The following is a 14,806-nucleotide window of genomic DNA, read 5'->3' as shown; positions in this document are numbered from 1 at the left end:
CTGATGCAAAGGCGCCACCTGCTGCTGTGGCTGGCCGCCTCATCCGCGCCATCAGCCTACGGTCAGCCCGGTGGTCCATGGCCGACGCGGCCGCTGCGCATCGTCGTGCCCTATGCAGCGGGCGGCGCGGCCGACGTCGCCGCCCGTCAGCTCGCGCCCGAGCTGCAGAAGAGCCTGGGCCAGCCGGTGACCATCGACATCAAGCCCGGCGCCGACGGCAATATCGGCACCGCCGAAGTCGCCGGCGCCAGTGATGGCCACACGCTGCTGATGGGCAGCGTTGGCACGCATGTCATCAACCCGCTGCTGTGGCGCCGCCTTCCCTATGACGCGGTGAAGGATTTCGCGCCGATCAGCCTGGTCGCGACCGTGCCGCTGGTGCTCGTCATCAACCCCGGTGTCGCGCAAGCCTTGGGCGTGCGCAGCGTGAGCGACCTGGTGCACGCCGCCACCACCCAGCCCGGGCGCCTGCACATCGCCTCCGGCGGCAACGGCAACCCGACGCACCTGTCCGGCGAGCTCTTCAAGCGACTGACCCAGACCTACATGCTGCACTTCCCCTACCGCAGCGCGGCCTCGGCCCAGCAGGACGTCATCGCCGGCAACATGGACCTGATGTTCGACTCCCTGCCCTCGGCCCTGCCGCAGATCAAGGCCGGCAAGCTGCTGGCCTTGGCCGTCACGAGCGCGCGGCGCAGCCCCAGCCTGCCGGAGCTGCCCACCGTCGAAGAAGCCGGCGGGCCGGCGCTCAAGGGCTATGAGGCCAGTGCCTGGATCGGCCTGTTTTCTCCCAGCGGCCAGCCGGCGGAGCAGCTTGCCCGCCTGCAGCGTGACAGCGTTGCCGCACTCGCCAGTCCCGCGCTGCGCGAGCGGCTGACCGCACGTGGCATGCTCGTGCATGGCAGCGGCGGGCCGGAGTTCGCTGCGCTGATTGCCGCCGAGACGGCCAAATGGGCGCGCGTCGTCCAGCTTTCGGGCGTCAAGGTAGACAGATAGAGTGAGCCCCTCGCCCGGTCTTGCTCTGCTGGACGCGGGCAAGCCCAGTCGGTCCCCCGTGGGGACGACGATGCTTGCGGCATTGAGCCGCAAGCACATCGCCAGCGCGGGCCGGCTWGGGAGCGGCCCGKCGCTCGGCCCGAACGCGCATCACTGATGGAGATCGCCATGAAGCTGAACCGTCGCCAAGTTGCGGCCCTGGCCGGCAGCCTCGCGCTGCCTGCCGCCGCCCAAGCGCCGTGGCCGAGCAAGCCCATCCGTCTCGTCGTGCCCTTCACGCCCGGTGGTACGACCGACCTGCTGGCACGGGCGATGGCGCCCGAACTGCAGCAGCGCCTGGGGCAGGCTGTCGTCGTCGACAACAAGCCTGGCGCCGGCGGCAATATCGGTTCGGCCGAGGTCGCCAAGGCCACGGACGGCCACACGCTGCTGATGGGCACGGTCGGCACGCACGCGATCAATGCGTCCCTCTACCCCAAGCTGCCCTACGACCCGGCGAAGGACTTCGCGCCCATCACGCTGGTCGCGGCCGTGCCCAATGTGCTGGTGCTCAACCCCGCCAACGCGGCGCGTTATGGCATTCACAGCGTGGCTGACCTGATCCGCGTCGCGCGCGCCAATCCTGGCAAGCTCAACATGGCCTCCAGCGGCAACGGCACGTCCATCCACCTGGCCGGCGAGCTGTTCAAGAGCATGACGGGCAGCTTCATGCTGCACTTCCCCTACCGCGGCTCGGGTCCCGCCCTGCTCGACCTGATCGCCGGCAACACCGACCTGATGTTCGACAACCTGCCCTCGGCGCTGCCGCAGATCAAGGCCGGCAAGCTGCTGGCCCTGGCCGTCACCAGCGCTCAGCGCAGCCCGGCCGTGCCCGACCTGCCCACGATGGCCGAGGCGGGCGGCGCGGTCCTGAAGGGCTATGAGGCCAGCTCCTGGTTCGGCCTGTTGGCGCCTGCCCACCAGCCGGCCGACCAGGTCGCCCGCCTGCAGCGCGAAGCCGCCGCGGCGCTGAATACGCCGGCGCTGCGCGAACGGATGGCAGGCCAGGGCGCAGTGGCTGGTGGGGGCTCCTCCGCGGAGTTCGCGGCGCTCATCGCCAGCGAGACCCTCAAGTGGGCCAAGGTCGTGAAGGTCTCGGGCGCCAAGGTCGACTAGATGAAGCCCCTCGTCCAAGGCTTACCTTGGCCGGTCCCCCGAGAGGACGGCGATGCTTGCGGCATCGAGCCGCAAGCACATCGCCAGTGCGGGCCGGCTAGGGAGCGGCCCGTCGCTCAGCCCGCAAGACTCATTCACGGCATCGATCACCGATGAGATTCATGCCCACCTGGCGCGCCGACTTGGTCGCCGGTGCTGTTGTCGCCGTGCTGCTGATCCCGCAGAGCCTGGCCTACGCGATGCTGGCCGGCCTGCCGCCGCAGGTGGGGCTGTATGCCAGCCTGCTGCCGCTGCTGGCCTATGCGGCCCTGGGCTCCAGCCCGGTGCTGGGCCTGGGCCCGGTGGCGGTGCTGGCGCTGATGATCGCGCAGGCCCTGGGCGCGTTGCCGGCCAGCGTCAGTGCGACCGAAGGTGCGCTCGTGCTCGCAGCCGAAGTGGGCCTGCTGCTGGCGGTGGCCGCGCTGCTGCGCCTGGATGCGCTGTCCAGCCTGTTGTCGGTGCCGGCGCTGCGCGGCTTCGAGACCGGCGCGACGCTGATGATCGCGGCCGGCCAGCTGCCGGTGTTGCTGGGCAGTGCGGCGGCGGGCTTCACGCTGCCCGACCTGATCGCATCGGCCCCGCAGGGCGGCTTCGGCGTCGCCAGCGCGGTCTGGGGAGGCGCAGGCATCGCGCTGCTGCTGCTGTCGCGCCGGGCCGGCCCACGCCTGCTGGCGCGGCTGGCGCCGCTGCTGCTGCTGGTTGCGGCGATGGCGCTGTCGGCCTTCACGCCCGCCGCCATGGGCGTTGCCCAGGTCGGTGCGCTGCCGTCGCTGGTCTTGCCGCTCGGCTTGCCGCGGCTGGAGGCCGCGCTGTGGCTGCAGTTGCTGCCGTCCGCCGCCCTGGTGGCCCTGATGGGTTTCGTTTCCAGCCTGGCGGTGTCGGAATCGCTGGCGCAGCGGCGTGGCGAAAAGCTGCTGCCGGCGGCCGAGATGCGCGGCCTGGCAGCGGCCAACCTGGTCGCGTCGGTCAGCGGCGGCATGCCGGTCGCGGGCAGCTTCTCGCGCAGCATCCTGCTGCACGAGGCCGGCTCGGCCAGCCGCTGGAGCCTGGTGTTCGTCTGCGCCTTCATGTTCGTCGCGATGCTGCTGCTGGCCGAACCGTTGGCTCATTTGCCCAAGCCCGTGCTGGCCGCGACCATCGTTGTGGCTGTGCTGGGCGGCTTCTCGCTGCAGCCCTACCGTGAGGCCTGGCGCTATGCGCGCGCCGAAGGGTTGTTGATGGTGGCCGTCACGGTGGCCGTGCTGTGCTGGAGCATCGCGGCCGCGCTGGCCATCGGCGTGGTGGGTTCTGTCGCGCTGCTGATCCAGCGCACGGCCCAGCCCCACGTCGCCCGCATCGGCCGCGTGCCGGGCACGCAGCATTACCGCAACCTCGAGCGCTATGCCGTCGAGTGCCRGCCCGAGGTCGTGGGGTTGCGTGTCGACGAGAGCCTGGTGTTCACCAACGCCCGCGGCCTGGTCGACGCCGTGCTGGCCCATGTGCGCGAGCACCGCGAGAAGGTCGGCGCGCCGCAGCGCGTGCTGATGCTGATGGCGCCGGTCAACCACATCGATGTGTCGGGCCTGACCGCCCTGCAGGAGCTGCATGCGGCGCTGCGGGCCGAGGGGCTGAGGCTGGAGTTCTCCGAGGTCAAGGGCCCGGTGCTGGACAGGCTCAAGGCCGTGGGTTGGCTGGAGCGCTATGACGTTTCGCTCTACCTCAGCCACCACGAAGGCATCCAGGCCGGCGAACATGCCCTGAGGCCGAGTCTGGCTGACATGGACGCGCCTGGGCAGCTTTAGCCTTCATCTGCTACCGTCTTGGCCCAATTCCCGGTCCCCGGACGCCATGAACGACAAAGAGACATTGCTCGGCATCCGCCGTGGCATCGAGAAGGAAAGCCTGCGCGCCCTCCCCGGGGGCGGCTTGGCGTTGACACCGCATCCGGTGGCCCTCGGCGCGGCCTTGACCCATCCGCACATCACGACCGACTACAGCGAGTCGCAGCTGGAGCTGATCACCGGCGTGCATGCCGGTGTCGACGACTGCCTGCTGGAGCTGACCGAGGTCCACCAGGCCGTCTACCGGGCCCTTGCCGACGAGCGGCTCTGGGTGGGCTCCATGCCCTGCGGCCTGCCCACGGACGAGACCATCCCGATCGGCCGCTACGGTTCGAGCAATGTCGGCCGTGCCAAGAGCGTCTACCGCATGGGCCTGGGCCAGCGCTATGGCCGGCGCATGCAGACCATCTCGGGCATTCACTACAACTGGTCGTTGCCGGGCGTGTCGACGGAGGGCTATTTCGGTGCCATCCGCAACTTCCGCCGCGAGGGCTGGCTGCTGCTCTACCTCTTCGGCGCCAGCCCGGCGCTGTGCGACAGCTTCGTGCATGACCGCGAGCATGGCCTGCAGCGCCTCTCCAACCACACCCTCTACCTGCCGCACGCCACCTCGCTGCGCATGGGCCGGCTGGGCTACCAGAGCGACGCGCAGTCCAGCATCGCCGTCACCTACAACTGCCTGGAGAGCTATGCGGCCTCGCTGCAGGAGGCGCTGAGCCGGCCTTATCCGCCTTATGAGGCCATTGGCGTGCAGACGCCCGGCGGCGACTACAACCAGCTCTCCACCAGCCTGCTGCAGATCGAGAACGAGTTCTACAGCACCATTCGCGCCAAACGGGTGATCCGCTCCGGCGAGCGGCCGCTGCATGCGCTGCGCGAGCGCGGTGTCGAGTACATCGAGGTGCGGCTGATGGACCTCGACCCCTTCGAGCCGGTCGGCATCGGTGCCGACGCCATCCGCGTGCTGGACGCCTTCCTGCTGCACTGCCTGAAGAGCGACAGCCCCGACGACACGCCCGACGAGATCGCCGCCAACAGCCGCAACCAGCACCGCGTGGCCGCCCGCGGCCGGGAGCCGGGCCTGATGCTGGAGCATTGGCGCGGGGGTGAGCGCAGCCTCGCCGACTGGGCCGGCGAGATCCTCGCCGCCTGCGCTGTGCACGCCGCAGCCCTTGACGCGGCCCATGGCGGCGACGCCTACCGCGCGGCCCTGCGCCGCGTCGGCCAGCGCCTGCAGCAGCCCGAGCTCTGCCCATCGGCGCGCGTGCTGACTGTGATGGCCCAGGACTTCGACGACAGCTATGTCGGCTTCACCCGCCGCCAGAGCGATGCCACGCGTGCGGCCCTGCTGGCGCTGCCGTTTCCAGACGAGCTGCAACGCCGCTTCGAGAAGATGGCGGCCGAGTCGCTGGCCGAGCAGGCCCGCATCGAGGCGGCCGACACCATGGATTTCGAGGAGTTCCGGCGCTTCTACGTGGCGCCGGCGCGGATGGCGGTTTAGGGCCGTTCGGCCCTAAATGCTGGGGTCCAGCGTTGCGTAGACCGACGAGCTGAAGCGCGGTCGGTCGTCCTGCGCGTCCTTCGCCCAGCGCGTCAGGTCCTCGGCCGGCATCGGGCGCGCGAACAAAAAACCCTGCAGCTTGTCGCAGCGTTTGCCGCGCAGCACCTCGGCCTGGCCTTCGGTCTCGACCCCTTCTGCCACCACCTGCAGGCCTAGCGCATGGGCCAGTTCGATGACGGCCCTGACGATGGCGCGGGCGTCGGCGCTGCTCTCCAGGTCCTGGATGAAGCTGCGATCGATCTTSAGCTGCGACACCGGCAGGCGACGCAGATAGGCCAGGCTGGAATAGCCGGTGCCGAAATCGTCAATGGACAGGCACAGACCGAGTTCGGCCAGGCGCTGCAGTGAGCGTTCGGTGGCGGTGGCGTCGTCCATCGCGACGGACTCGGTGATCTCGCAGGTCAGTTGGCGGGCGTCGACGCCATACTGGGCCAGCGCCTCCTCGAAGCGGCGCACCAGGGCGTCGGGCTGACGCAGCTGCTGCACCGACAGGTTGATGGCCACGCGCATCTGCAGGCCCGCCTCACGCCAAAGTGCAATCTGGCGGCAGGACTCCTTGATGACCCAGTCGCCCAGCGGCACGATCAGGCCGAAGCGCTCGGCCACGGGAATGAAGACGACCGGGCTGATGGCGCCGCGCTGCGGATGCTGCCAGCGCAGCAGCGCCTCGACGCCCCTGACTTCGCCCTGGGCAGTGGCGATCTTGGGCTGGTAATGCAGGGCCAGGCGGCCGCTGCCGGTTTCGCCGGCCAGCGTGGCGCGCAGGTCGCGGGCCAACTCGACCTGCTCGCGCACGCCGGCCTGCATATGCGCCTCGAAGAACGCAAAACCGTTGCCGCCCGCACGTTTGACCGCCTGCGCAGCCGAATCCGCCTGGGCCACCAGCGCCTCGCCGGGCCCGCTGCCGTCGTACAGCGCAATGCCGACCGAGGCCGACAGCCGCAGCGGCTGGCTGCCGGCGCCAGGCACGCCGGTCATGGGCTCGGCCAGCGCGTCCAGCAGGCGTTGGGCGATCTGGGCCAGCGTCGTCTCGCCGACATCGCCTTCGAGCACCAGCACGAATTCATCGGCGGCCAGCCGGGCCAGGGTGTCGTGGCCACGGGCCAGGCCTTGCAGCCGCAGAGCGGTCTCGCGCAACACCTGGTCGCCGGCGGCCAGGCCGAAGCTGTCGTTGATGGGCTTGAAGCCGTCCAGGTTGACGGTCAGCAGGGCCAGACGAGCGCCCTCGCGCTGGCCGCGCGCGGCGGCATGCTGCAGGCGGTCGTCCAGCAGCTGGCGGTTGGCCAGGCCGGTCAGCGGGTCCCGCAACGCGATTTCCTGCAGCTCGGTCGTGGCGGCCTGCAGGGACTGCTGCAGCCGGTTGGTGCGGCGCTGGCCGCGGGCGTCCAGGGCCGAGGTGATCAGCGTCAGCAACAGCAGCGCGAAGGTGGCGCCGGCGACGAGATTGCCGAGGTTGTCGCCGCGCAGCGCGTCGGCGCTGAGGCAGACCGTGCCTTCGGCAATGTCGGCGGCGGCCATGCCGGTGTAGTGCATGCCGGCCACGGCCGCACCCATGACGAGGGCCGCGACGAGCTGGCCCCAGCGGGCCCAGGCCCGCGGCAGCCTGCGCAGGCCGAAGAAGATGATGAGGGCCGCGGCGGCTGCGCCGGTGGCGACGGCGACCGAGGCCGCCACCAGGCCCCAGTGCCACTGGATGCCGGGGGCCAGCACCAGGGCGGCCATGCCGGTGTAGTGCATGGCGCAGATGCCAGCGCCCATGCTGATGGCGCCCACGGCCAGGCGGGTGGGCGTCAGCGCCTCTCCGGCCGCAACGCGCAGCGCGATAGCCGACACGCCCACGGCCGCGAGCCAGCTCAGCAGTGTGACGGCGCTGTCATAGCCGACGAGGAAGGGCAGCTTGAGGGCCAGCATGCCGACGAAATGCATGGCCCAGATGCCCGTGCCCATGGACAGCGAACCGGCAATCCACCAGGTGCGGGCGACCAGCGCATCGGGCGTGCGCACGCGTTGGGCGAGGTCCAGCGCCACATAGGAGGCGAAGGCAGCGGTCAGGTAGGACAGCACCACGACCGCCGGGTCGAAGCGCAGCGCGAGTACGGCAGCGGACATGCCGCCAGTATGAAAGCCCGACGCAAGATTGGCCCGGCGCCATTCGCTTGCTGCGTGAAGGGGTGCCGGAACCCACGGCTCACGCTGGGGAGATGCGTGCAACGTGACCGGCCTCGCGCCCCACGGGGCGCGGATGGGCCTCTTGGCACAGGGCCGCAGGTCCCGGCGCACCAGCGCCGAGCGGCTCGCGCCAGCGAGCTGCGTGCCAAGTGACCAACAAAAAAAGACCCGGTCAGCAGGCTGCCGGGTCGTGAAGCCCTCAGGGTAGAGGGCGTCGTTGGGATGGAGGCACTCTAGAGCTTCGGCCGGCGCCCCGGTGGGCAATATTCACTTGCACTGCCCATAATCCCGCCATGTCAGCCCCCCAGCACCGCCCCACCGAAGCCCTGTCCGAAGCCGATCTGGAGCGCCTGCAGGCCCTGCTTGACGCCTTGCCGGCGCCGCTGGAACCGCTGGACGTCAGCATGGCCGACGGCTATCTCTGTGGCGTGCTGCTGCAGCCTTCAGTCGTGTCGCTGGAGCAATGGCTGCCGCCGCTGCTGGACAGCGAGGGGCGACCCATTCCCCAGCGCATCAGCGACGAGTTGATCGGGCTGCTGCGCCGCCGCCACAAGGAGCTGAACCTGGCCATCGTCGGTCGGCAGTGGTTCGACCCCTGGGTGTTCGAGCTTGACGAGGATGCCAGCCCCAGCGAAACCGTACTGCCCTGGGTGGCCGGCTTTGCGCATGCGCTGGATGCCCATCCCGCGCTGATGAAGCTGCCCGAGGAACCGCTGCTGGAGCCGCTGGCGGCCCTCTATCTGCACCTGGACCCGGACGACCTCGAGGACGCCGATACGCTGCTCGAGGAGATCGAGTCGCTGGAGCCGCCGACCGATCTGGAAGAAGCGGTCGAGGGGCTGGTCAGCGCGGTGTTGATGCTGGCGGACGTGTCTAGGCCATTGAAGCCGCAGCCGGCCCAAAAAGCCGTCGGGCGTGCAGGCCCAGGCCGGTCGCGACCGAAGCAAAGCGGTCGCCGCTGACGCGCGCCGCGGCGGGGAAGCCGGCGGCCATGCCGTCCACCAGCAGGCGCAGCCCGGTTGAGCCGCCGGTGAAGTAAAGGGCGTCGATCTGGCCGGCCTTCAGGCCGGCAAGCGCCACGGTTTCGTGGGCGGTCGAGATGATGCGGTCGAGGTCGGCGCGCAGCGCGTCCACCGCGGTCTTCTCGCTCAGCGGCAGCACCAGGCCGGTCTCGATGTGACCGAGGTCCACCGTCGTGTCCTCGCCGCCCGACACGGCAATCTTGGCGCCCTCGGCGCGAGCGGCCAACTCGTGGCCCAGGCGCTCCTCCAGCACCGTCATCAGCCGGGCGTGCTGGCGCACGTCGCTGAACCAGCTCTTCATGCCGCGCCACTCGGCCACGCGCAGCGGCGAGTAGCAGGTGTTGATCAGATGCCAGGTGGCCAGGTCGAAATAGATGCCGCTGGGCACCTCGCGTCCGCTGGGTCCCGTGGTGCGGTAGCCGAACTCCTGCAGCAGGCCGGCGAGTTCGATGTGGCGGTCGAAATCGGTGCCGGCGATGTGGATGCCGTGGCTGGCCAGGATGTCGTCGCGGCGCGCCAGGCGCTGCATGCGCTCGGGGCCGACGCGCACGATGGAGAAGTCGCTGGTGCCGCCACCGATGTCGGCGACCAGCACGACCTGTTCGCGCGTCGCCTGCTGCTCGAAGTCGAAGGCCGCCGCGATCGGTTCGTACTGGAAATGCACCTCGCGAAAGCCCGCCGCGCGGGCACAGGCCTCCAGCTGGGCCTGGGCGGCCGCATCGCGCTCGGGCTCACTGTCGACGAAGAACACCGGCCGGCCCAGCACGGCGCGCTCGGGTTCGCCGGCCAGGCGGCGCAGCCGCTTCAGGTAGCCGGCGACGATGTCCGAATACTTGGCGCCGCGGCCGCCGCCCACGTCGGTGGTCTGGTCGATGAGGGGCGAGCCGAGGATGCTCTTCATCGAGCGCATCAGCCGGCCGTCGTGGCCCTCGACATAGGCAGCCACGGCGGCGCGGCCGAAGGCGCGCGGCGGGCCGTCGGCGTCGTGGGCGCCTTCGGTGAAGTAGAAGACCGCGGTCGGCATCGTGCGTTGAGCCGGTTCCAGCTCGATGAGATGCATCTCGCCGGCGGCCGTGCTGGCATTGGGCACCGCCACCGCGGAATTCGACGTGCCGAAGTCAATCGCGCAAAAAGGGGGAGGGGCAATCATTCGAATTACGGCCCTGGGAGGCCAGTCCTGACAAGTCCTGAAAAGTTCGGAGGAAAGGGCGCGGATTCTAGGAACACAATCGCGCGCCTGATTTGCGGAGATTCGATGAAGACGCGCCATTTCGCTCCCCTCCTGCTGGCTGCCGCACTGGCGGCCTGCGGCCAACGTTCCGAGCAGGACCTGCTCGCCGCCGCGCAAAAGCGCATGGAGCAGAAGGACGTCGGCGGTGCTGTCATTGAACTGAAGAATCTGCTGCAGCAGAACCCCGAGAACGCCAAGGCCCGGCATCTACTGGGCAAGGCGCTGCTGGATGCCGGTGACGTAGCCGGCGCCGAGATCGAGTTGCGCCGGGCCTGGGAGCTGGGCGCGCCGCGCGACGAACTGGCGCCGCTGCTGGCGCAAACGCTGCTGCTGTCCGGCCAGTCGCGCAAGTTGATCGGCGAATTCTCCGACCAGACCCTGGCCGACCCCGTGGCCCAGTCGACGTTGCAGCAATACCTGGCCATGGCCTTCCTGGCTCAGGGCAACGTGACCGAAGCGAAGGCGGCGGCCGGGCGAGCCCTGCAGCTGCAGCCCGAGTCCGAGGACGCCATCATCGTCAGCGCCCGCACCAAGGTGGCCGCCGGCTTTCCCGACGAGGCCCTCGCGGCGCTGGACCAGCTGATCCTGAAGAACCCCAAGGCGGGCAAGGCGCTGCTGCTCAAGGCCGAGGTGCTGCTGGCGCGCGGCAAGATGGATGAGGCCGAGCCGCTGCTGCGCGAAGTGCTGGTGCTGGATCCGCGCTCCTACGACGCGCGCTCGCTGCTGCTGCGCCTGGCGTTCGGTCGCCAGCAGATCGACGTGGCGACCAAGCTCGTCGACGAAATGCCGCCGGATCTCGCCAAGAAGCCGCAGGGTCGTTTCATGCAGGGCCAGCTCGCGCTGGCCAAGGGTGATGCGGCCAAGGCGAAAGAGCTGGCCGTGCCCCTGCTCAAGGTGATGCCCAACTACCTGCCGCTGCTGCGCCTGGCCTCGGGAGCCCATCAGCAGTTGGGCGAGCTTGCCGACGCGGAGAACCTGCTCAACCAGGCCCTCAAGCTCGCGCCCGAGGACCTGGCGCTGCGCCGCCAGTTCGCCGGGCTGCAGCTGCAGCGGCGCTCGCCCGCCAAGACGCTGGAGACGCTGCGCCCGATGCTTGAAAGCGGCCGCGCCGACGCCGACTCCCTGCTGATGGCCGGCAAGGCCCAGCTGATGCAGGGCAATTTCGAGGCTGCCGATCAGGCCTTCGGTGCCGCCGCCAAGCTGCGCCCTGACGACGCCAAGACCACCGCGGCCCTGGCACTGTCGGCCATCATTCGCGACAGCGCTGCGCCGGGCGGCGCCAGCCGGGCCAAAGCCGACGCGGCCATGAACCAGCTGCGCGACATTGCCGCCAAGGACAGCGGCAGCAGTTACGACCTGATGCTGATCAATGCGCYGCTGCGGCGCAATGACCTGCCTGCGGCCCTGGCAGCCCTGGACAGGCTAGCGCCCAAGATGAAGGACAGCCCGGTGCCGGACGGCCTGCGTGGGCGGATCCACCTCGTCCGCAAGGACACGGCGGCGGCGCAAGCCTCCTTCGAAGCCTCGCTGAAGGCCGATGCCGGCTATCTGCCCGCCGTGCTGGGCCTGGTCACGCTGGACATGCAGGCCAACCGCAGCGAGGCCGCGGTCAAGCGCCTGGAGAGCTTCGTCACGACCCAGCAGCATTCGCCGCAGGCCCGCTTGGCCCTGGCCGACCTGCTGGCGCAGACGCGTGCGCCGGTCGATCGCGTCACCGAGGTGCTCGCCGCCGGCGTGCGCGAGGAGCCGACCGAGGCCGCACTGCGCGTGTCGTTGATCGACCACTACCTGCGCAACGGCGACGCCGCCAAGGCCGCCCAGGCGGCGCAGGAGGCCGCCGCCGCTCTGCCGCTCAACGCCGACCTGCTGGAGCGCCTGGCACGCACCCAGCTGGCGTCGGGCGACAAGGCCCAGGCTGCCAAGACCTATACGCGCTTGACGGTGATGGCGCCCACGCGCGCCCAAGGCTGGCTGGGCCTGGCCCAGCTGCGCTTCATGGAGAAGGACGACGCGGGCGCCGAGCGCGAGGTCAAGCGCGCGCTGGAAGCCGAACCGGCCTCTGTGCCGGCCCAGCGCCTGCTGATCCAGCTCGCCGCCCGCCAGGGTCGCGTTGACGAGGCGCTGACCGCCCTGCGCGAGCGCCAGAAGAAGAATCCGCAAGAGGCCTTTGCGCTGATGGCCGAAGCCGAGATCGAGAGCAACCGCCAGCACTACGACGTAGCCATCGCGGCCCTGCGCAAGGCCGTCGCCCTGCGCGAGCCGGCCGACGCCGCACCGCGTCTGTTCTCCGTGCTGATGGCGGCCAAGAAGCGTGACGAGGCGCAGGCCTTCGAGACCCAGTGGGCGGCTGCGCACCCGCAGGACCAGAGCTTCCCGGCAGCCACGGCCGACATCCTGCTGGCCCGCGGCGAACTCGACCCGGCGCTCGGCCGCTATGAAGCGCTGCTCAAGCGCAACCCTGATGCGCTGCCCGTCATCAACAACGTTGCCTGGCTGCGCAGCAAGACCGGCAAGCCCGGTGCGCGCGAACTGGCCGAACGTGGCCTCAAGCTCAACCCCGACTACGCGGCTTTGCGAGACACCTATGCCACCGTGCTGGCCAACGAAAAGGACTTCAGCAAGGCGATCAGCGCGCAGCGCCAGCTCATCAGCGACCAGCCCGACCAGCCGGCCTACAAGCTCAACCTGGCGCAGATCCTGATCCAGTCCGGCGACAAGCCGGCCGCCAAGGCCGAGCTTGAAGGTCTGGCCAAGCTGGGCAAGAAGTTCCCGCAGCAGGCCCAGGTCGAGGCGCTGCTGAAGACGCTCTGATCAGACCGAACCGTAGAAGCCGAAGGCCATGCCCGGCTTTCGGCCAGCGATCAACTCGGCCATCGCATGGCCCGAGCCGGCGCCATGCGTCCAGCCCAGGGTGCCGTGGCCGGCGTTGATCCACAGGTTGCGAGCCTTCCTGCTGCGGCCGATGTAGGGGATGTTGGTCGGCGTGCTGGGACGCAGGCCGGTCCAGTAGTTGGGCTCGCTGGTGTCGGCCACGCCGGGGAAGAGTTCCTCGTAGCGCTTGACCAGGGCGGCGCAGCGCACCCCGGCCGTCGGTGAATCGAGGTTGAGGTCGAAGCCCGACAGCTCGGCCGTGCCGGCGATGCGGATGTGGTCGCCCAGGCGCGAGATGGCGATCTTGCGGGTGTCGTCCAGCAGGCTGACAACACTGGCGGCCTCGGGCTTCTTCAGCCGCAGCGTGGCCGAGTAGCCCTTGGCGGGATAGATGTTCAGGTGCTCGCCGAGGGGCTGAACCAGGGCCGGCGTGTAGGAGCCCATGGCGGCGACGAAGGCATCGGCTTTCAACGTCAGGCGCTCGCCGCTGCGCGTGTGGGCAACCTGCACGGACTCGATGCCGTCGCCCGCACGCTGCAGTCCGAGGATGTCGTGCTCGTACAGGAATTGCGCGCCGCGTTCGGCGCACAGCCGGGCGAGCTTCTGCGTGAAGACCTTGGCGTCACCGCTTTCGTCGCTGGGCGTGAAGGTGCCGCCGAATATGCGGTTGCCGAAGGCCGCCAGCGCCGGCTCGACCTTCAGCACCTCCTCACGGCCCAGCACGCGGCGGTCCACGCCATGSCGGCGCATGATCTCGGCGCCGGCGGCGCCGTTGTCGAAGTCGGCCTGGCTGGAGAAGAAATGCAGGATGCCGCGCTCCAGGCGGTCATATTCGATGCCGGTGCGCGCGACAAGATCCTTCAGCGAGGCATGCGAGTAGCGGCCCAGCTGCACGAGTTCCTCGACATTGCGCTCGAAGGCGGCGTTCGTGCACTGCATCAGGAAGGCCAGGCCCCAGCGCCACTGGTTGGGGTCCAGGCGCGGACGGAACAGCAGCGGCGAGTCGTCGCGCAACAGCCACTTGGCCACCTTGAAGGGTGCGCCGGCATTGGCCCAGGGTTCGCAGAAGCTGACCGAGATCTGCGCGCCGTTGGCGAAGCTGGTCTCCAGCGCGGCGTCCGGCTGGCGGTCGACGACGATGACCTCATGCCCCTCGTCGAGCAAATACCAGGCGGTGGCGATGCCGATGATGCCGGCGCCGAGAACGACGATCTTCATGGCTGTCCTTTTGAGTTCTTAGAGGGGTTGCAGGAGGAGTTGTAAACCCAGCGCGGCCATCAGCACAGCGACGAGGGCATCGATGACCCGCCAGGTGTGGGCGCTGCGCAACCGCGGCGCCGCCGCCGCCGCGCCGAAACCGAGCAGGCCAAACCACATCGCCGACGCCAGGCCGGYCCCGGCCGCGAAGGCGGTGCGCAGCTCGGCCGGCTGGCGCGCACCCAGGCCGCCGAGCAGCACGACGGTGTCCAGGTAGACGTGGGGATTCAGATAGGTGAAGGCAAAAGCGGCCGACAAGGTGGCGCCGAGGCTGGACGCGGCTGTTGCGGCATCCAGCCCGGGGGCGGGACGCCAGGCGCGCCGGGCGGCGAGCAGCGCGTAAATGAGCAGGAAGGCGGCGCCACCGAAGCGAAACACTTCCAGCAGAAGCGGCTGGCCCTGGATCAGCGCACCGAGGCCGAAGACGCCCAGCGCAATCAGCAGCCAGTCCGACAGCGTGCAGACCGCGACGACGGCGCCGACGTGTTCCCGCTTGAGGCCTTGGCGCAGCACCAGCGCGTTCTGGGCGCCAATGGCCAGGATGAGGCCGGCGCCCATGGCCCAGCCCTGCGCAAAGACGGCGGGCGCGGTTGCAGAGGCCAGAGCGGAAGCGGGCATCGGCGGATTCTCTGCATCGGCAGGCAATTCAAGAAGTGTCATTCATATTATTGGCCATACATTAGCA

Annotated in this window: 10 protein-coding genes; 6 read left to right on the top strand and 4 right to left on the bottom strand. The window is 69.7% G+C overall.

From position 1 onward, the window contains the following. Positions 1-3 precede the first annotated feature (3 nt). From AC1DU6_RS00460 to gshA, 4 genes are all read left to right on the top strand, one after another. Positions 4-996 (top strand): Bug family tripartite tricarboxylate transporter substrate binding protein, encoded by a 993-nt coding sequence (locus tag AC1DU6_RS00460; RefSeq protein WP_457320591.1) that lies wholly within the window; start codon positions 4-6, stop codon positions 994-996. A gap of 168 nt (positions 997-1,164) precedes the next feature. Further along, positions 1,165-2,151 (top strand): tripartite tricarboxylate transporter substrate binding protein, encoded by a 987-nt coding sequence (locus AC1DU6_RS00455; protein WP_235531782.1) that lies wholly within the window; start codon positions 1,165-1,167, stop codon positions 2,149-2,151. A gap of 152 nt (positions 2,152-2,303) precedes the next feature. After that, a complete protein-coding gene (locus AC1DU6_RS00450) occupies positions 2,304-3,971 on the top strand; it encodes a SulP family inorganic anion transporter (RefSeq protein WP_477855817.1) in 1,668 nt (555 codons plus the stop codon). Between the two features lie 46 nt (positions 3,972-4,017). Next, positions 4,018-5,511, top strand: coding sequence for a glutamate--cysteine ligase (gene gshA, locus AC1DU6_RS00445; protein WP_457320587.1), 1,494 nt, complete (start codon positions 4,018-4,020; stop codon positions 5,509-5,511). A gap of 12 nt (positions 5,512-5,523) precedes the next feature. On the opposite strand, the gene AC1DU6_RS00440 is transcribed toward gshA, so the two are convergent. Beyond that, positions 5,524-7,680 carry a putative bifunctional diguanylate cyclase/phosphodiesterase gene (locus AC1DU6_RS00440; protein WP_477855815.1) on the bottom strand — a complete coding sequence of 719 codons (2,157 nt, stop codon included), beginning with the start codon at positions 7,678-7,680 and terminating at the stop codon, positions 5,524-5,526. Between the two features lie 353 nt (positions 7,681-8,033). Between AC1DU6_RS00440 and AC1DU6_RS00435 the strand changes: the two genes are divergently transcribed. Further along, complete coding sequence (locus AC1DU6_RS00435; RefSeq protein WP_457389762.1) at positions 8,034-8,702, top strand: YecA/YgfB family protein; 669 nt, start codon at positions 8,034-8,036, stop codon at positions 8,700-8,702. On the opposite strand, the gene AC1DU6_RS00430 is transcribed toward AC1DU6_RS00435, so the two are convergent. Continuing rightward, positions 8,614-9,912, bottom strand: a complete 1,299-nt coding sequence (locus tag AC1DU6_RS00430) for an Hsp70 family protein (RefSeq protein WP_457351300.1) — start codon at positions 9,910-9,912, stop codon at positions 8,614-8,616. The two genes, AC1DU6_RS00435 and AC1DU6_RS00430, sit on opposite strands and share 89 nt — an antisense overlap. 105 nt (positions 9,913-10,017) lie before the next feature. Here AC1DU6_RS00430 and prsT point away from each other — a divergent pair, with 105 nt between their 5' ends. Continuing rightward, positions 10,018-12,804: an XrtA/PEP-CTERM system TPR-repeat protein PrsT gene (gene prsT / locus AC1DU6_RS00425; RefSeq protein WP_477855812.1), complete on the top strand. Its 2,787-nt coding sequence runs from the start codon at positions 10,018-10,020 to the stop codon at positions 12,802-12,804. Here prsT and AC1DU6_RS00420 read toward each other — a convergent pair whose 3' ends face one another. Both AC1DU6_RS00420 and AC1DU6_RS00415 read right to left on the bottom strand, forming a co-directional pair. After that, positions 12,805-14,082: a D-amino acid dehydrogenase gene (locus AC1DU6_RS00420; protein WP_477855810.1), complete on the bottom strand. Its 1,278-nt coding sequence runs from the start codon at positions 14,080-14,082 to the stop codon at positions 12,805-12,807. It lies immediately after the preceding gene. An 18-nt stretch (positions 14,083-14,100) separates the two neighbouring features. Next, entirely contained in the window at positions 14,101-14,739 is a 639-nt protein-coding gene (locus AC1DU6_RS00415) for a LysE/ArgO family amino acid transporter (protein WP_477855808.1), read from the bottom strand. Between the last annotated feature and the right edge of the window lie 67 nt (positions 14,740-14,806).

The sequence above is a fragment of the Roseateles sp. P5_B10 genome, from assembly GCF_056400485.1.
This window is presented reverse-complemented; position numbering and strand designations above follow the sequence as displayed.